Source organism: Pseudoalteromonas atlantica (assembly GCA_007988745.1).
GTDB lineage: Bacteria > Pseudomonadota > Gammaproteobacteria > Enterobacterales > Alteromonadaceae > Pseudoalteromonas > Pseudoalteromonas atlantica.
On sequence record BJUT01000014.1, the window covers coordinates 1 to 17434 of the forward strand.

Here is a 17434-nt window from a genome sequence, read left to right on the forward strand (position 1 = left end):
TCGTCCCTAGATTGAACAAATTTCAATCCGCAAAGATCAACACGCCCTAGTTCAAATATTGCATTCCAGCATGCCGTTACACTTTCTATATCGGTTTGATACTCCTTACGCGACACCAAGCGACCTTGCTGATTTAGGCTTAAAACGTGGTAACGTGAGCGATAATCAATATACGCCTGGATTAACTGCTGCTTTTGGGTTTTAGTGATACAACCAATCGCGGCAGCGTCTGTGAGTATTCTTACATTATCGGAAAACACCGTTAGCTGGCTAAACTGATTTGCGTTTTTGAGCACTAGGTATTGAGTTATAAATTCAATGTCGGTCATGGCGCCTACATCTTGTTTTAAATCAAATTGCTCAGAGTTTCCCTTAGCTAAGTGCGTGCGCATTTTTTCGCGCATTTTAAGCACATCCTGTTTGAGTGTATCTACATCCCGTGGGGCACATAATATCTCTTTACGAATTTGTGCAAAGCGCGCTCTTAGCTCATCTTGGCCTAATATAACGCGGGCGCGCACAAGCGCTTGGTGCTCCCAAGTCCATGCTTGGGTTTGCTGATAATGATTAAAGCTCTCTAAGTTAATAGCCAATAAACCAGAGGCGCCTTCGGGGCGCAGGCGTGTATCAAGCTCATACAATATGCCTGAGGCAGTACGGGTATTAAATAAATGCATTAAGCGCTGTGCAAGTTTTAAATAAAACTGTCGTGAGGTAATCGATTTATCGCCATTGGTGCTGCTATTACCATCGTGATTATGCACAAACACAAGATCTAGGTCGGAGTCGTAGCCTACTTCAAAGCCGCCCGTTTTACCGTACGCAATAACGGCAAAGCCTTTGTGTTCATCATCTGTATTTGGTGGCATGCCAAAGCGCTTAACCGTGTTATACCACGCTATATTAACGGCTTGGTCTACCACAGCCTCGGCAAGAGCCGTTAAGTGATCGCTTACTTTCATAACATCAATCACACCAGTTGCATCGGCAGCCGCAATACGTAATTGATGTGTTTGCTTAAACTGCCTAAGCGCTTCCATTTGTAGCTCTAGGTCGTCGTGTTCTATACGTAAAAAATATTGTCGTATTTCATCTTTATAAGCGCTCAACGGCGTAGGTTTGTAAAGCGCAGCAGGGTCTATTAGCTCATCAAGCAAAATAGGATAACGGGAAATATGCTCCCCTATCCATTTACTATGACAACATAATAAAACAAGCTGCTTTAGTGCACCTTGGTTTTCGTACAGTAATTCAAGGTAAGCGGTACGCGATACAATTTTATTTAAAATTTGGCATACCAAGGTAAATGTTTCACCACTGGCATTAAAGTCACTGAGCTGTTTGAGCAATAAAGGCATTAGTTTGTCGAGAATATCTCGTCCACGATTCCCTATATTTACCTTACTCAAACGTTGTTTAAAATCATGAAGTGGTACTTGCCACTGATCTTTTATATCGTTTAAAAAGCTAACATCACCATGATCCCAAGCACTTATAAACGCACCTTCGCAGGTATCAAGGGGAACGGTTTCCTCCCCTATCACCAATAAAAATTCATCGTGAATTTTAGCCATCACCTGCTCAATATCGCTCATGGTATGGTTAAAGCTTTCAGACTCGAGTAAGTAATTTAAGCGCTCTTGATTAAGCTCATCATCGGGCAGAGTTTGTGTTTGTTGATCGTCAAACATTTGCAAGTATTGCTCTACTTTACGTAAGTGTAAGTAGTTGCGCTTTAGCTCATTCGCTTCTTGCTCATCCATCGCTTGGTTTAACGTTAACTGCTCTAAGGCGTACAGTAACGATTGGGTTTGTAAGTTAGCTTCTCGCCCACCACGCACCATTTGCAAAGCTTGTACAATAAATTCAACCTCGCGAATGCCACCAGCACCTAGTTTTATATTGTTGGTCAGGCGTTTTCGGCGAACCTCTTGAGCTATCATAAGCTTCATTTTTCTGAGCGATTCAATCACCGAAAAATCAATATATCGACGATAAACAAAGGGCTTTAAAAGCTGTATAAACTCATCCCAATATTGATTGGGTGTGCCAATTAGCCGCCCTTTTAGCATGGCGTAACGTTCCCAATCCCGCCCTTGCTCTTGGTAGTAATCTTCTATGGCGTGAAAGCTCATCACTAAAGGCCCACTTTCACCAAATGGGCGCAAGCGCATATCAACCCTAAATACTTGGCCATCACCGGTTACTTGATTAAGTGCATTAATCAGTTTTTGCGCTACTTTGGTGTAAAACACTTGGGCTTCAATACGTTTGCGCCCACCTTGGGTCGGTACATTGCGCGGATAAGCAAAAATCAAATCTATATCTGATGAATAATTAAGCTCGTGGCCGCCCAATTTACCCATGCCTAAAACCATTAAAGGCAAAGAGTTACCTTGCTCATCTAATGGCTCCCCTGCTGTTTTTGCCGTTTGCGCATGAGCCCATCTATTTGCGCTATTAATTAGCATATCAGCTAATAGGCTTATGTATTTTATGCTGTCACTGATTGGGTTATCGCAACACAAATCGAGGTACGCTACTTTTAACCAGTATTTTTCTCGGTACTGTCTTAAAATCTTATTGCACTGGTTTTCATCTACCTGCTGCAAGTCAAGGCCGTCGAATGGCGCGGGCACGTCTCGGCTAAATTGCTCATCGGGGTTTATTAACCAGTCTTTTAATTGAGGTTGCGACTCTAAACTACGAAAAGCAAAGTCGCTCAAAGCACATAATTTTACAACTTCTTCTTGTATAGGTTGCTGCGGATACAGCTGTGCAAAGCGTGTTGAGCCAAGTTTTTGTAATTGAATAGGAAGTTGCATTTTGTTACTCATCAATCCTCTCTTTTATATATGCGCTAACCATACTAGAATAACTAAAACCAAGAAAGGTTATCTCTAATTAGGATCAGCATGTCATATTTATCATTATCTAACACTAGTTTAGTTGCGATTGCCATTAGTTTTGCGGTTATATGCATTACTATTTTTAGTCTTAGAATTGTCGCTCAAATAAAAGCAAAACAGGCACTTAAAGATGAACTAGCGCAGCATGATAATTTTGCAATGGGGATTAGTTTCGCCTCAGAAATTACCGTGGTTATTGCCACTATGGCATTTTTATTTGATGAAATAAGTATGAGTACGGCACAACATAATCCATTAAAAGTGGTTATTTTAATTGTTCTATTATTTACATTTATAAAAGTCGGGCATTTAATTCATAGAAAATGGATATTACACAGATTTAATGAAGAAGCTGCTATATTAAAGCAAAATGTATGCGCTGCATTGGTTGATTCTGGTATGTTATTAGCCAACTGTATTATTGCACTTGGCTTGTATACCTGGACTCACGCACAAGGGTTTAGTAACTTACTTATTGCTTTTGTTAGCTTTTTTACGCTACAAGGGATGTTTGCGCTAGATAGCAAAATCCGTGAATACCGCTTCGCTAAAGCAAACCAAGGTGCCTCACTGCAAAGTAACTTTAACCTTGAAAACACCTCTATTGGCATTAGATACGCAGGAAAATCAATAGGTTTAGCCCTAGCCGTGTATGCTGGATTATCTAGTGCGGCCTTTCAAAATGGAAAAATGGTCGAAAATATATTTACACTGGTAATGCATTGCGGTGTAATGTGGGTGTTATTATATTGTTTAAGTTTTGTAATAAAAGCAATTTCATTACCCAATATTGATGCCGCTTTAGAGGTCGACCATCAGGACAATATAGGCATAGCATGCATTGAGTTTGCTGTTTTTTGTGCTATAGGCTATTTACTTATTAGCATGTTTTCACTTTAACGCCACGCTATTAAATAAGTCGCCAAGCGCCCCGTATTTAGTTAACTGGCATAACACATTTGCATAAAGCAACGGGGCCCTATGTCATTTGAAGTAACTAACTATTTGTTAATTGATATAGATAACGAATTTAGTCGTACATTTGCCGAGTATTATTTTAAGCATGCGGCACCCAATACACCCAGCACCTTAATAGTTGCAGGCAGTAACACCCGTAAGCTGGTAAAAATGATGTTTGACGAACTCATTAAAGACTATTGCTATTGCGACCTAGAAAACGAAATTAGCGTATCTGAACTGGCCACTTACCTACACGAGCACCACGATATTCAGGGCGTGTTATTTAATAACACCGACTATCTACTTGCCGACGACAAACAACGTTTTATATATAACTCTCTGCATGAAAAACGCTACGTAGTTAGCTTTGACGACAACGGCTATACATTTAATCGTATTACTGACGAAGGCTTTAAAAATCACTTATCGTGCGATACCGATATTGCCGAAACACCTAAAGATTTAATCGCACTTGCCAAGGCACTTAAACAAAAATAAATAATTGCGTACAGCGCCCCGCTTACTTACCATAGCGCTATACACCTTTACGCTATAAAATAAGTGACCCCCATGCGAGTACCTCATATTTATCAGGCATCGAGTATTGCCTTAAACACCCCGGTTTCTTTAAACGACGATGCAGCGGGCCATATTGGCCGCGTATTGCGCATGAAAGTAGGCGAACATGTGTCTATTTTTAATGGCGAAGGCGGTGAATACTTCAGTGAAATTATTGAGGTAACTAAAAAATCAGTTGTTGTTATGCCACAACGTTTTGATGAGCATGATGTCGAATCGCCGCTTAAAATTCATTTAGGGCAATGCGTATCGCGTGGCGACAAAATGGACTTTACCATCCAAAAATCTGTTGAGCTTGGCATTAGCGAAATCACCCCTATTTTTAGTCAGCGCTGTGGCGTTAAACTCAGTGGCGACCGGTTAGAAAAAAAACACCAACAATGGCAAAAAATTGCAATTTCAGCCGCCGAACAATCGGGGCGTAACTTTGTGCCAGTTGTTCACACACCGGTTGATTTAAAGCAATGGCTTGAACAACAAACAGACGCCATTAAGCTCACTTTGCACCCTCGTGCCGAGCACAGCATTAAAACAATAACCGTTCCAAGCGCCGGTGTACGCTTTTTAGTAGGCCCTGAAGGCGGCTTTACTGATGAAGAAATGCTGCAAACTAAAGATCAGCACTTTGTTGATATTCGCTTAGGGCCGCGCGTTTTACGAACAGAAACGGCCGCTTTAACGGTCTTAAGTGCATTACAATTACAATTTGGCGATTTAGCTAATTGAAATAGCTCAATGGCACCCTCATATTAAAACTATTAGCACTCTAGTAGTCATTATAATTAGATTAAGGCACAGCGCATGGCGATAAAGTTAGGTATTATTTCTGATCCTATTAGTGGATTTAACATCAAAAAAGACACCGGTTTTGCAATGATGATGCAAGCGCAAAAACGTGGCTACGAAATTTACTACATGGAGATGGATGACTTATCGCTTCGCCAAGGTAAATCGTATGCAACCGCAGCAAAAGCGCAGGTATTTAACAACACCGAAAAGTGGTACGAACTTGAAGAAAAAGCCACAATCGCGCTTGCCGACCTAGACGTTATTTTAATGCGAAAAGATCCGCCGTTCGATACGGAGTACATCTACGCAACTTATATCTTAGAGCGTGCAGAGCAAGAAGGTACGTTAATTATTAATAAACCACAAAGCCTGCGCGATGCTAACGAAAAGCTATTTACAGCGTGGTTTAGCGAGCATACGCCAGATACGCTAGTAACACGCAGCCAAGCTCAAATACGCGCGTTTTTAGCTGAGCATAAAGACATTATTTTAAAACCACTCGATGGCATGGGCGGCGCATCTATTTTTCGTATTAAAGAAGATGATGCAAACATTGGCGTTATTTGCGAAACCTTAACTGAGCATGGTAATCGCTTTGCCATGGTGCAAAATTACATTCCAGAGATCAAACAAGGTGATAAACGCGTATTGGTTGTTGATGGTGAAGTTATTCCGTATTGTTTAGCGCGTATTCCACAAAATGGTGAAACCCGCGGTAACTTAGCTGCAGGTGGCCGTGGTGAAGCCCGCCCCCTTAGCGAGTCAGACCTTAAAATAGCTCAAGCAGTTGCCCCTACGCTTAAAGAAAAAGGGTTAGTGTTTGTAGGGTTAGATATTATTGGCGACAAGCTCACCGAAATTAACGTAACAGCACCAACCTGCGTACGTGAAATTGAAGCCGCTTACGATATATCTATTACCGGTATTTTGTTTGACGCAATTGAGCGTAAGCTCGCTAAATAAACACCATTTAAAAGTCCATTAATTTAAGTATTTCATACAATTAATGGACTTTTTATACGCTACGTATATATCTATGCCATACTCAAAGTTCAATAAGTATTCATAAACTAAAAGGGTGAAATCTATGCAATCATTAGAAAATCATTTTTTAATCGCTATGCCGTCGATGCAAGACCCTTTTTTTAAACGTGCCGTTACCTATATTTGTGAGCACAATGAAGATGGGGCTATGGGATTGGTGATCAACCAGCCTATTGATGTGACCGTTGGTGAGCTTTTAGATAAAATAGAAATAGACAACGACAAAACCCAACAAGCCGCGCAAGTCTCTGTGTTTGCAGGTGGTCCGGTTAAAACCGACCGAGGTTTTGTACTTCATTCACCTCAGCCAGGCTACTCTGCAAGCCAAAAGCTTAGCAGTGATATAATGATCACCACATCAAAAGACGTACTTGCCAACCTGACCACCGCCCACGCACCTGAGCAATTTATTATTACGCTTGGTTATTCGGGCTGGGAGCAAGGACAACTTGAGAAAGAGCTTTTAGATAACAGTTGGTTGATCATTAAAGCCGATCCGAAGATCATTTTTGATACACCGGTAGAAAAACGCTGGGAAAAAGCAGTTTCGATGCTGGGCTTTGATGTTAGCCAACTTTGCAGCGAAGCTGGACACGCTTAAAGAACGATAATGACGAAAAAAAACCTTAAGCCGCAAGGCCAGCGCACCGTAATGGGCTTTGACTTTGGCACCAAAAGCATTGGTATTGCCATAGGACAAGAACTAACAGGCAGTGCGTCTAGCCTAAAAGCGGTAAAAGCCCAAGATGGTATTCCTAATTGGGATCATATTGCGGTTCAAGTTAAAGAGTGGCAACCCGACTTAATGGTCGTCGGGTTACCCCTTAATATGGATGGTACTTCGCAAGAGGTAACCTTTAAGGCTAAAAAGTTTGCTAACCGCTTGCACAATCATTACGGCATACCGGTGCAAACACAAGATGAGCGACTCACAACCGCCGATGCTAAAGCGCGTTTATTTGAGCACGGTGGCTATAAAAATTTAGGGAAAGGAAATGTCGATAATATGTCGGCAGTGATTATTTTAGAGAGTTTTTTTGAAGCCAGTTATGGTGAATAAGTAATGCCGACTCCTTTAATTACGTAATCTATTTTAAAGGTCGAAAAACACCGCAGTGGTATAAAACGTTATAAGTAATTTTATCCATAAAAAAAGCGCCCAGCGGCGCTTTTTTTATGGATAAAATACAGTGTTAATTGCTGTTTTTATCATCTAGTCCATCTATGGTTACACCTTGTAAAAATCCTGCACCTTGTTGCTCGTTATTGCGCAGCTTAATCATTAAGCGTAAATCGTTTGGCGAATCAGCATGATGCAGTGCATCGGCATAATTAATACGTTGCTGTTTGTATAGCTCAAATAAAGCTTGATCAAAGGTTTGCATACCCATTTCTTTAGATTTAGACATGGCCTCTTTTATGCCACCAATATCCCCATTTTTAATTAGCTCTGCCACCATGGGTGAGTTTAATAATATTTCGATCGCGGCTACACGCCCTTCCCCATCAGAAGTGGGAATAAGTTGCTGGGCAACAATGGCGCGTAAATTTAGCGCTAAGTCGTACTTAAGCTTGTCGTGTTTTTCTTTAGGCACTAAGTGCATAATCCGGTCAATGGCTTGGTTGGCATTATTAGCATGCAATGTAGCCACACATAAGTGACCCGTTTCGGCAAAGCTCAGTGCGTATTCCATGGTTTCTTGCGAGCGTATTTCACCAATTAAAATAACATCGGGAGCTTGGCGTAAAGAGCTTTTAAGTGCCGACTCAAAGCTGTCGGTATCAAGCCCTACTTCGCGCTGAGTAATAATACTTTTACGGTGCTCGTGTACAAACTCAATCGGATCTTCAATGGTGAGTATATGGCCGCGCTGGTTGCGGTTTCTGTAACCGATTAAGGCAGCCAATGAAGTTGATTTACCCGTGCCAGTACCACCAACAAACAGCACTAACCCGCGCTTTGACATAATCACATCAGTAAGTGTAGAGGGCAGCCCTAAATCACTTATATCAGGTATTTGCGTTACAATGCGGCGAATAACCATACCCGCTCTATCGCGCTGCCAAAAAGCCGATATACGAAAACGCCCTTCGTCTGTGGCTATCGCAAAGTTACACTCTTTAGTGGTATGAAATTCGTTTTTTTGTTTATCGCTCATCGCTGATTCTACAAGCGCAAGCGATTGCTCGTCACTTAACTTATCGTCGCTAAGAGCGATAAGCTCACCATTAATTTTTGCACTGACTGGTAATTGACTAGAGACAAATAAATCCGAGCCTTTTTTATCAATCATTATGTGTAAAAAGTGATTTAAAGATAAATTCATAATATGTCCTTAGCCACCAAACTGGGTTTTATCTTGGGCTTTTTCTTTTGCGGCTGCGGTTGTCACAATACCGTGATTAACTAAATTATTTAAACATTGATCCATGGTTTGCATGCCGTGTGATGCACCCGTTTGAATAGACGAATACATTTGTGCAATTTTATCTTCACGAATTAAGTTACGAATCGCCGGTACACCAATCATAATTTCGTGCGCGGCCACGCGTCCACCGCCAATTTTTTTAAGTAGTGTTTGCGAAATAACGGCGCGCAGTGACTCAGAAAGCATTGAGCGCACCATATCTTTTTCTTCACCTGGGAATACATCAATAATACGGTCAATCGTTTTTGGTGCCGAGGTGGTATGTAGCGTACCAAACACTAAGTGGCCGGTTTCTGCGGCGGTCATCGCAAGGCGAATGGTTTCTAAGTCACGTAGCTCACCAACGAGTATTACATCCGGGTCTTCACGCAGCGCGCTGCGCAGTGCATTAGAGAAGCTGTGCGTATCTCGGTGTACTTCACGTTGGTTAATAAGACTGAGTTTATTATCGTGTACAAATTCGATAGGATCTTCAATGGTGAGGATATGGTGATGTTTTGTTTGATTTATATAATCGACCATAGCCGCAAGCGTTGTTGATTCACCCGAACCTGTTGGGCCGGTAACCAATACTAAACCACGCGGGTTATCTGATATTGTTTTAAAAATATCTGGCGCACCTAAATCCTCAAGCGTCAGTACATCGCTAGGGATGGTACGAAACACCGCTGCAGGGCCGCGGTTTGAGTTAAATGCGTTAACACGAAATCGTGCAAGGTTAGGCACTTCAAACGAAAAATCCACTTCTAGATTTTGTTCGTAGTCCTTGCGCTGATTATCGTTCATAATGTCGTAAACAAGACTGTTTACATCTTTGTCTGCAAGTGCAGGTATATTAATGCGGCGAACATCACCATCTACGCGTATCATAGGTGAAACACCTGACGATAAGTGTAAATCAGATGCTTTGTGTTGCACACTAAACGCTAATAATTCGGTAATATCCATTTATGACTCCACAACTAACTGATAAATATATGGTTACAATAGCAGAACGACTCACATCCGCCTACGCTAGAATTGCCAGCGCGGCTAAAAATGCTAAACGTAGTAGCGATGCTATTACGCTGCTAGCAGTATCAAAAACAAAACCAAGCGACGATATTATTGCTGCCTACGAGCATGGCCAGCGCCAATTTGGTGAGTCTTATGTTCAAGAGGCTGTAGATAAAATAGCTCAACTACACACATTTAGCGACATCATTTGGCATTTCATTGGCCCTATTCAATCAAATAAAAGCGCCCTTGTTGCTGCACATTTTGATTGGGTACAAAGCGTAGATAGAATAAAAATAGCTAAGCGTTTAAACAGTCAACGTCCAGAAAACCTAGCCCCTTTAAATGTGCTTATTCAAGTAAATATAAGCGCCGAGGAGGCAAAGTCGGGCTGTAGCGTAGAGCAAATACCCGAACTAGCTGAGTTTATTGACCAATGTGAGCAACTCACTTTGCGTGGTTTAATGGCTATTCCGGCTAAAAGCGACGATCCGAGTGAGCAAAGTCAATCTTTTGAGCAATTACAAACTTGCTTTGATAAACTAAAGGCCCAATATCCTCATATAGATACGTTGTCGATGGGGATGAGCAATGATGTTGAAGCCGCCGTTAGCGCAGGTTCAACCATGGTGAGGATCGGCACAGATATTTTTGGAACTCGAACTTAAAAGGTGATAACAGACATATGTCAGATAAAACAATCGCATTTATAGGCACAGGTAACATGAGCTACGCCATTATTGGTGGCATGGTAAAAAACGGTTTTAATGCAAACAACATCATTGCTACAAACCGCAACCAAGAAAAGCTTGCCAAGGTAGCAGACGATTTCAAGGTGAAAACCACCAGCGACAATAACGAAGCCTTACGCGATGCTGATGTCATTGTATTGTCTGTTAAACCACAAATGATGGGCGATTTATGTAAATCGTTCCAAGAATCGGGGATCGACTTTAGTGATAAACTGTTTATTTCGGTAGCGGCTGGCTTAACCGTTAAGCGTTTACGCGAAATGCTTGGCCAAAACGTTAAAATAGTACGTTGTATGCCAAACACGCCATCGCTACTAGGGCGTGGTGTATCGGGTTTATTTGGCGCAGATGAAACACCCGAAGAGCACGACTTTGTACAACAAGTGTTTGAGTGCACAGGTATTGTTGTGTGGGTAGAGCAAGAGTCGCAAATTAACGATGTCATTGCTGTGACAGGCTCATCGCCCGCTTACTTTTTCTTATTTATGGAAGCCATTGAAGAAAAAGCGAAAGCACTTGGCTTTAACGATGAAGATGCGCGCCGCTTAGTACAGCAAACTGCGCTGGGTGCAGCCGAAATGGCATTGAGCCAACCAGAGATAAGCATTTCGCAATTACGCGCTAATGTAACTTCTAAAGGCGGCACCACCCATGCTGCGGTTGAGCATTTAAAAGGCGAAGGCCTAGTGCAAACAGTTAGCGATGCAATGGATGCGTGTATTGCGCGTGCAATGCAAATGGAAAAAGAACTTTAAAATTACTTTTTATTGAAGGTTACACTATGAATGCCATGCAATTTTTGATCAGTACCCTGTTTGATTTGTTTTTAATGGTGGTACTACTGCGTTTTTGGCTACAGTGGGCAAAAGCCGACTTTTACAACCCAATGAGCCAATTTGTGGTTAAAGCAACGTCGTTTGCAGTTAACCCGTTACGTAAAATTATACCTGGCCTAGGGGGGCTTGATTTAGCCTCTCTATTGCTGGCATTTATTGTAGCCGTTGCCAAAATTAGTACTTTAATGCTGGTGATATACGGCGCATGGGCTGCGCAACCTGTGTTTATACAAGCACTTATTACCGTACTTAAAGAAGGCTTAAACCTTGTATTTTGGGTATTGATTATTCGCGCTATTTTAAGCTGGGTAAGTCAAGGTTATAACCCAATAGAAGCGGTTTTCCATCAGCTTACTGAGCCAATGCTCAAGCCACTTCGTAAAATTATTCCACCAATGGGTGGCTTAGATTTATCGGTGCTTGTACTAATTATTGGTATTCAGTTTTTACAAATGCTGCTAATGGACTTTTTAGCCTAAATTTTTTGTTATAAGCAAAAGAGGCCCTTTGGCCTCTTTTTTATATAGGACATCATAATGAACCGTTTAATTAAGTTTTTCTTTATTAGTTTTTTAGCCTTTGCTTTTAATGCCCACAGTGAAGACATGCAAGGCGCACAGTACAAAGAGCTGGGCCCTTGGCAAGTGCATTACATTGCTTTTCCATCTACCTTTATTCAGCCGCAAATAGCTAAAACATATGGCCTTGAGCGTAGTGGTTATAAAGGCATTGTTAATATTTCAGTACTGAAAAACAATAGCGATAAAACCGCGCAAACCGCTCAGCTCAGCGGCACCGCAAAAAACCTACTCGGCAATAAGCAAGCCCTTACTTTTAAAGAAGTAAAAGAGGGTGAATCAATTTATTACCTTGCGCAAGTAGACTACACCAACGAAGAGATTTTACGTTTTGAGATAAACATCCAGCAAGGTAGTCAGTCTCAAAAACTCACGTTTCAGCAAAAATTTTACGTAGATTAAAAACATGACCAAAACATTAGTGCTTGCCACAGGCAACCCTGGCAAAGTTAAAGAGCTGGCCAATATGCTTAGCCCGCTTAATATAAATGTGCTTCCGCAAAGCGATTTTAACGTAGGCGAAGTGGCCGAAACCGGCACCACCTTTGTAGAGAACGCGATAATTAAAGCCCGCCATGCTGCTAAAATTACCGGCATGCCAGCCATTGCAGATGACTCAGGCTTAGAGGTAGATGGCTTAAATGGTGCGCCGGGCGTGTACTCAGCTCGTTTTGCCGGTGAAAGCGCCAGCGATCAAGACAACATAGATAAACTACTTAACGAATTAGCCAATAACCCAAATCGTAAAGCCCGCTTTTGGTGTGTGCTGGTATTAATGCGCCACGCCGATGACCCTACCCCGCTAATTTGTAGCGCAAGCTGGGAAGGCGAAATTACACAAACCCAAAATGGCGAAGGCGGCTTTGGTTACGATCCGGTATTTTTTGTGGCAGAGCAAAACTGTACCAGCGCCGAGCTCACCAAAGAGCAAAAAAATGCGGTGAGTCATCGCGGCCAAGCACTTAAAAAGTTATTACTAGAGCTACAAAGCAAAGGCGGCCTGTGAACCTTCCACCACTGAGCTTATATGTGCATGTACCTTGGTGCGTGCAAAAATGCCCCTATTGCGATTTTAATAGCCATGGGCAAAAAGGCGACATTCCTGAAGCTGAATATGTTCAGCATTTAATTGACGACTTAAAAGCAGATTTGCACTTGGTGCAAGGGCGTAAAATTCACAGTATTTTTATTGGCGGCGGTACTCCAAGCTTATTAACTGGCGATGCATACACCCGCTTATTAAGCGAAGTCGATAACCTAATTGGCCTAAGCGACAACTGCGAAATAACCCTTGAGGCAAATCCTGGTACCGTAGAAACCGGACGCTTTAAAGAGTACGTTAAAGCGGGTATTAACCGTATTTCTATTGGCGTGCAAAGCATGCAAAACGACAAGTTAAAAGCACTGGGCCGTATTCATGGCGCCGATGAAGCGCACTACGCTGCAGAGCAAGCTAAGCAAGCCGGGTTAAATAGCTTTAACCTTGATTTAATGCATGGCTTGCCTGGGCAAAGCCTTGACGATGCGCTGAGCGATTTAAAAAAAATAATTGCTTTAAACCCGCCACATATATCCTGGTATCAGCTTACTATTGAACCTAATACACAATTTGCATCCAAGCCGCCAACTTTGCCACAAGATGAAACCCTATGGGATATTCAAGAGCAAGGCCAAGCACTACTTGCTCAAGCCGGTTACATACAATACGAAATATCGGGCTATGCAAAGCCAGGCTTTCAATGCCAACATAACTTGAATTATTGGCGTTTTGGCGATTATCTCGGTATTGGCTGTGGCGCTCATGGTAAGGTGACTGATGCAAAAACCGGCATTATTACCCGTACTGAAAAAATTAAGCATCCGCGCGGTTACATGGATATGCTTAAGCCGTACTTGTATAAAAGCTGGCAAGTAGAGCAAGACGATTTAGCCTTTGAATTTTTTATGAATCGCTTTCGCTTAGTCGAGCCTTGCCCTATTGATGATTACAGTGCGCTGACTAATCAGCCATTGCAAAACCAACAAGCAGCGTTAACTAAAGCAATAAATGCAGGTTTGTTAATACAAGAAAACGGCCACTGGCAAGTTAGCCTCAAAGGGCATCGTTTTTTAAATGACCTGCTAGAATTGTTCGTGTAGTGGTTTTAACCACGCGCGATAAACATAAAATACAAGCAAATAAATATAATACCCCCTAATGGGTTTCTAACAACAAAGGGAAAACAATGCGTAAACTTACCTTTATTGCAGCAGCCGTGAGCGTTGCTATTTTAGCCGGCTGCCAGCAGGCACCACAACAAACAACCCCGGCGCCTGCAGTGCAAGCGCAACCTGTGCAAAGCGAAATCGACAAAGCGAATGCGTTTTTTGAAGATACCTTTAACCGCGATGTAATGAGCAGCCCGGTTTATCAAACTTACATGGGTATTAAAAAAGATTACGATAAATGGGATGACGGCAGCGAAGAGCAAAAACTAAAAGACCTTGCGCAAGCAAAAGAAGACTTAGTTACTTTAAATGCTATCAACCGCGACCTGCTTGATGATGCCACTAAAGTAAGTTACGACTTAAAAAAACAAGACCTAGAAAGCTCGATTGCTGATTTTAAATGGCGTTACCATAACTACCCGGTTAACCAAATGTTTGGTACGCACTCTATGGTGCCTGCGTTTTTAATTAACCAACATTCAATTAGTAATGTTAAAGAAGCTAAAGATTATATTGCGCGTTTAAACGGTGTACCTACTGTATTTGATCAGCTAATTACTGATTTAGAAACCCGTGCTGATAAAGGCATTATTGCGCCTAAATTTGTGTTCCCACATGTTATAGATTCGAGCAAAAACATCATTCATGGTGCGCCGTTTGATAAAGGTGAAGACTCAACACTATTAGCCGACTTTAAACGTAAAGTAAGCGCTCTTGAAATTAGCCAAAATGAAAAAGATGCCTTAATTAGCGATGCAACTGATGCATTAAAATCAGCCGTTAAGCCTTCTTACTCTAAGTTAATTAATTACTTAGCACAGCTAGAAAAACGTGCAGATAACCGCGATGGCGCATGGAAACTGCCTGACGGCGAAGCGTTTTACAATAACGCACTTAAGCGCACCACAACAACTGACTTAACCGCTAAAGAAATTCATGCCATTGGCCTTGCTGAAGTAAAACGTATTCATGATGAAATGCGTGAAATTAAAGACAAAGTAGGTTTTAAAGGTGATTTAAAAGCGTTTATGCAGTTTATGAAAACGGATAAACAATTTTATTATGCCAATGACGAGCAAGGTAAACAGCGTTATTTAGATGAAGCCACTGGCCTAATCAACACCATGAAAACTCGTCTAGATGAGTTATTTATTGTTAAGCCAAAGGCTGATCTTAAAGTTAAAGCCGTTGAAGCATTCCGCGAAAAAGCAGCAGGTAAAGCATTTTACCAACAACCTGCACCAGATGGCTCACGCCCTGGTATTTACTACGCAAACCTTTACGACATGGAAGCAATGCCAACGTACCAAATGGAAGCATTAGCGTACCATGAGGGTATTCCGGGTCACCACATGCAAATTGCTATTTCACAAGAGCTTGAAGGTGTACCTAAGTTTCGTAAGTTTGGTGGCTACACCGCTTATATTGAAGGTTGGGGCTTATACTCAGAGTACATTCCTAAAGAAATGGGCCTTTACTCAGACCCATACTCAGACTTTGGTCGCCTTTCAATGGAATTATGGCGCGCATGTCGCCTAGTGGTTGATACCGGTATTCACGCAATGAAGTGGACTCGCCAAGAGGGTATTGATTACTACGCAAATAACACGCCTAATGCCACATCTGACGGTGTTAAAATGGTTGAGCGTCACATTGTAATGCCATCGCAAGCGACAGCTTATAAAGTGGGTATGCTTAAAATTTTAGAGCTGCGTGAAGAGGCTAAAAAGCAACTAGGCGATAAGTTTGATATTCGTCAGTTCCACGACGTTATACTTAAAAATGGCCCTGTACCACTTAACGTACTAGAGAACTTTGTAAACGAGTGGGTAGCAAGTAAAAAAGCTTAATACTTGGTTATAAATAGAAAAAGGTCGCTGATGCGGCCTTTTTTGTTTTATAGTAATAAAAACGCTCAGAGGTAGGGTTAAGAATGGATTTAAGCATACAATTACTTAATGCGCGCATTGCTAAGCATCAGCTAGACGAGCTCGATAACGACTTTAAACAGTTAAGCCCGGCTCAGCAAACATTACAGCTAAACCACCTTTACGAAAGTGCTTTGCGGATGAGTATTAAATACGACTTTATGCAAAATGTGGCAACACGTATTTTAACAACCAACACCCCACCAGCACCTTTTATAAACCAATTAACAACAATTGATGCATTAACGTTTTTTACACCTGCATTAAAAGAAAATAACGGCTTTTTAGCACAAGACAGCCAAGGAAATAATGTACTGCACAATGTATTTAAACACGCCAATGCTCAAAAGCTGGCGTTTAACTATGTGCGCTCATTAATGCTATTTGAATCTAACGATAATTTAGTAAAAGCCCTTGCACAAACAAATGCTCGCGGCCTTACCCCTGTTGCCTGTTATATCGCCTATGCTGATAAACCTAGCACACCAATAAAGCATGAATTTTCAGCATTATTAGCGCTTATGGAAATAGAGCAAAAACAAAATCCAACCGCTAAACAGCAACTGGCAAACATATTAAAAGGCGCTGATATAAACGAAACCAGTATTTTACTTAGCGCTGCTTACCTACAGCGCTCAACCGCGCAAATTGCCCACTTAGTTAGAGCAATTTAGTCACTTAAGTAATATTCAACACTGGTGACCACCCTCACCTTTTTGATATGTGGCGTGTTTGAATCGCGATTGCTAATGCTAAATTGCCCTTGGCGAGCGGATTTTATTTTACCCAGCGTTGAGTTCGAATCTTTAGCAAATTTGTTGGCAACTTCACGGGCTTTTTCTGTAGCCTCTTGCACCATGGCTGGTTTTATATCGTTAAGGCCGGTAAATAAATACTCAACTTTGGTTTCGTAACTATTTTGCACAATGGCAATGCCCTGTTTAGCTAATTGACTCACTTTACTCAGCGCATTTTGTACTTTGTCGGGCGCGTTCGAATACACAATAATATTAGCGCGTACCAAGTAACGAAACTTTTGATTATCGTTAGCGTATTCACGGGCTTGCTTATCAATAATCGACTGGCTACCCGTGCTTATTTCGTCATCATCAAAGCCATGTAGCTTTAAAAATGCAATAACAGCATCGTTTTTTTGCTCAACCCGACTAACCAGTTTTTCTAAGTCGTTGTCTGCATCACTGTATTGCAGCGGCCAAATTACCGTATCAGCGCTAACTTCACGCTCTGCTAACCCTTTAACCTGCACACTACGTTCCATGCTTTTTACATCTACTGCGGCACTTTTAATAATAAAGCCTAATAAAATTAAGCCTATACTTAGGCAAATTGCGGCTATAACTGTGTAAAAACCGGGTGTTTTATTCACAAAAAACTCCTTGATTGATATCAATAATAAGTATCTATG

General features: G+C 41.6%; 18 protein-coding genes. 14 read left to right on the forward strand and 4 right to left on the reverse strand.

What is annotated here, in order from left to right:
- On the reverse strand, window positions 1-2837 hold a 2837-nt coding region (gene glnE / locus PAT01_RS08190; RefSeq protein ID WP_154945311.1), incomplete at its 3' end, for a bifunctional [glutamate--ammonia ligase]-adenylyl-L-tyrosine phosphorylase/[glutamate--ammonia-ligase] adenylyltransferase.
- A gap of 78 nt (window positions 2838-2915) precedes the next feature.
- Between glnE and PAT01_RS08195 the strand changes: the two genes are divergently transcribed.
- The 6 genes from PAT01_RS08195 (at window position 2916) to ruvX (ending at window position 7341) form a co-directional block, all read left to right on the forward strand.
- Complete coding sequence (locus PAT01_RS08195; protein WP_004586847.1) at window positions 2916-3809, forward strand: DUF350 domain-containing protein; 894 nt, start codon at window positions 2916-2918, stop codon at window positions 3807-3809.
- An 81-nt stretch (window positions 3810-3890) separates the two neighbouring features.
- Window positions 3891-4367, forward strand: coding sequence for a hypothetical protein (locus tag PAT01_RS08200; RefSeq protein WP_024031544.1), 477 nt, complete (start codon window positions 3891-3893; stop codon window positions 4365-4367).
- A gap of 72 nt (window positions 4368-4439) precedes the next feature.
- Window positions 4440-5174, forward strand: a complete 735-nt coding sequence (gene rsmE, locus PAT01_RS08205; protein WP_024031543.1) for a 16S rRNA (uracil(1498)-N(3))-methyltransferase — start codon at window positions 4440-4442, stop codon at window positions 5172-5174.
- Between the two features lie 75 nt (window positions 5175-5249).
- On the forward strand, window positions 5250-6200 hold the full coding sequence (gshB, locus tag PAT01_RS08210; protein WP_154945312.1) for a glutathione synthase: 951 nt from the start codon (window positions 5250-5252) through the stop codon (window positions 6198-6200).
- 124 nt (window positions 6201-6324) lie between these two features.
- A complete protein-coding gene (locus PAT01_RS08215; RefSeq protein ID WP_004586843.1) occupies window positions 6325-6882 on the forward strand; it encodes a YqgE/AlgH family protein in 558 nt (185 codons plus the stop codon).
- Between the two features lie 9 nt (window positions 6883-6891).
- On the forward strand, window positions 6892-7341 hold the full coding sequence (gene ruvX / locus PAT01_RS08220; protein WP_004586842.1) for a Holliday junction resolvase RuvX: 450 nt from the start codon (window positions 6892-6894) through the stop codon (window positions 7339-7341).
- Between the two features lie 133 nt (window positions 7342-7474).
- On the opposite strand, the gene PAT01_RS08225 is transcribed toward ruvX, so the two are convergent.
- Window positions 7475-8608: a PilT/PilU family type 4a pilus ATPase gene (locus PAT01_RS08225; protein WP_054983574.1), complete on the reverse strand. Its 1134-nt coding sequence runs from the start codon at window positions 8606-8608 to the stop codon at window positions 7475-7477.
- A gap of 9 nt (window positions 8609-8617) precedes the next feature.
- Window positions 8618-9658, reverse strand: a complete 1041-nt coding sequence (locus PAT01_RS08230; protein ID WP_154945313.1) for a type IV pilus twitching motility protein PilT — start codon at window positions 9656-9658, stop codon at window positions 8618-8620.
- Between the two features lie 2 nt (window positions 9659-9660).
- Between PAT01_RS08230 and PAT01_RS08235 the strand changes: the two genes are divergently transcribed.
- The 8 genes from PAT01_RS08235 to PAT01_RS08270 all read left to right on the forward strand — a co-directional run bounded on the left by PAT01_RS08235 (window position 9661) and on the right by PAT01_RS08270 (window position 16682).
- Window positions 9661-10374, forward strand: coding sequence for a YggS family pyridoxal phosphate-dependent enzyme (locus PAT01_RS08235; protein WP_004586839.1), 714 nt, complete (start codon window positions 9661-9663; stop codon window positions 10372-10374).
- 17 nt (window positions 10375-10391) lie between these two features.
- The gene (gene proC, locus PAT01_RS08240) at window positions 10392-11213 is read left to right on the forward strand and encodes a pyrroline-5-carboxylate reductase (RefSeq protein WP_154945314.1); all 822 of its coding nucleotides are present in this window, start codon (window positions 10392-10394) and stop codon (window positions 11211-11213) included.
- Between the two features lie 26 nt (window positions 11214-11239).
- Entirely contained in the window at window positions 11240-11773 is a 534-nt protein-coding gene (locus PAT01_RS08245) for a YggT family protein (protein WP_004586837.1), read from the forward strand.
- Between the two features lie 57 nt (window positions 11774-11830).
- On the forward strand, window positions 11831-12274 hold the full coding sequence (locus tag PAT01_RS08250) for a DUF4426 domain-containing protein (RefSeq protein ID WP_138578006.1): 444 nt from the start codon (window positions 11831-11833) through the stop codon (window positions 12272-12274).
- A 4-nt stretch (window positions 12275-12278) separates the two neighbouring features.
- Window positions 12279-12878: an XTP/dITP diphosphatase gene (locus tag PAT01_RS08255; protein ID WP_138578004.1), complete on the forward strand. Its 600-nt coding sequence runs from the start codon at window positions 12279-12281 to the stop codon at window positions 12876-12878.
- The gene (gene hemW, locus PAT01_RS08260; RefSeq protein ID WP_138578002.1) at window positions 12875-14011 is read left to right on the forward strand and encodes a radical SAM family heme chaperone HemW; all 1137 of its coding nucleotides are present in this window, start codon (window positions 12875-12877) and stop codon (window positions 14009-14011) included. The genes PAT01_RS08255 and hemW overlap by 4 nt, the downstream gene beginning before the upstream one ends.
- A gap of 86 nt (window positions 14012-14097) precedes the next feature.
- Window positions 14098-15930, forward strand: coding sequence for a DUF885 domain-containing protein (locus PAT01_RS08265; protein WP_154945315.1), 1833 nt, complete (start codon window positions 14098-14100; stop codon window positions 15928-15930).
- Window positions 15931-16013: 83 nt separating this feature from the next.
- Entirely contained in the window at window positions 16014-16682 is a 669-nt protein-coding gene (locus PAT01_RS08270) for a hypothetical protein (protein ID WP_138578000.1), read from the forward strand.
- On the opposite strand, the gene PAT01_RS08275 is transcribed toward PAT01_RS08270, so the two are convergent.
- Window positions 16679-17395: an SIMPL domain-containing protein gene (locus PAT01_RS08275; protein WP_004586831.1), complete on the reverse strand. Its 717-nt coding sequence runs from the start codon at window positions 17393-17395 to the stop codon at window positions 16679-16681. The genes PAT01_RS08270 and PAT01_RS08275 overlap by 4 nt on opposite strands.
- Between the last annotated feature and the right edge of the window lie 39 nt (window positions 17396-17434).

Coding starts and splice junctions, on each gene's coding strand:
- PAT01_RS08230 (WP_154945313.1), bottom strand. CDS start 9,658: ATGGATATTACCGAATTATTAGCGTTTAGTGTGCAACACAAAGCATCT.
- ruvX (WP_004586842.1), top strand. CDS start 6,892: ATGACGAAAAAAAACCTTAAGCCGCAAGGCCAGCGCACCGTAATGGGC.
- proC (WP_154945314.1), top strand. CDS start 10,392: ATGTCAGATAAAACAATCGCATTTATAGGCACAGGTAACATGAGCTAC.
- PAT01_RS08270 (WP_138578000.1), top strand. CDS start 16,014: ATGGATTTAAGCATACAATTACTTAATGCGCGCATTGCTAAGCATCAG.
- rsmE (WP_024031543.1), top strand. CDS start 4,440: ATGCGAGTACCTCATATTTATCAGGCATCGAGTATTGCCTTAAACACC.
- PAT01_RS08255 (WP_138578004.1), top strand. CDS start 12,279: ATGACCAAAACATTAGTGCTTGCCACAGGCAACCCTGGCAAAGTTAAA.
- PAT01_RS08225 (WP_054983574.1), bottom strand. CDS start 8,608: ATGAATTTATCTTTAAATCACTTTTTACACATAATGATTGATAAAAAA.
- PAT01_RS08250 (WP_138578006.1), top strand. CDS start 11,831: ATGAACCGTTTAATTAAGTTTTTCTTTATTAGTTTTTTAGCCTTTGCT.
- PAT01_RS08215 (WP_004586843.1), top strand. CDS start 6,325: ATGCAATCATTAGAAAATCATTTTTTAATCGCTATGCCGTCGATGCAA.
- PAT01_RS08265 (WP_154945315.1), top strand. CDS start 14,098: ATGCGTAAACTTACCTTTATTGCAGCAGCCGTGAGCGTTGCTATTTTA.
- PAT01_RS08195 (WP_004586847.1), top strand. CDS start 2,916: ATGTCATATTTATCATTATCTAACACTAGTTTAGTTGCGATTGCCATT.
- PAT01_RS08235 (WP_004586839.1), top strand. CDS start 9,661: ATGACTCCACAACTAACTGATAAATATATGGTTACAATAGCAGAACGA.
- PAT01_RS08200 (WP_024031544.1), top strand. CDS start 3,891: ATGTCATTTGAAGTAACTAACTATTTGTTAATTGATATAGATAACGAA.
- gshB (WP_154945312.1), top strand. CDS start 5,250: ATGGCGATAAAGTTAGGTATTATTTCTGATCCTATTAGTGGATTTAAC.
- PAT01_RS08245 (WP_004586837.1), top strand. CDS start 11,240: ATGAATGCCATGCAATTTTTGATCAGTACCCTGTTTGATTTGTTTTTA.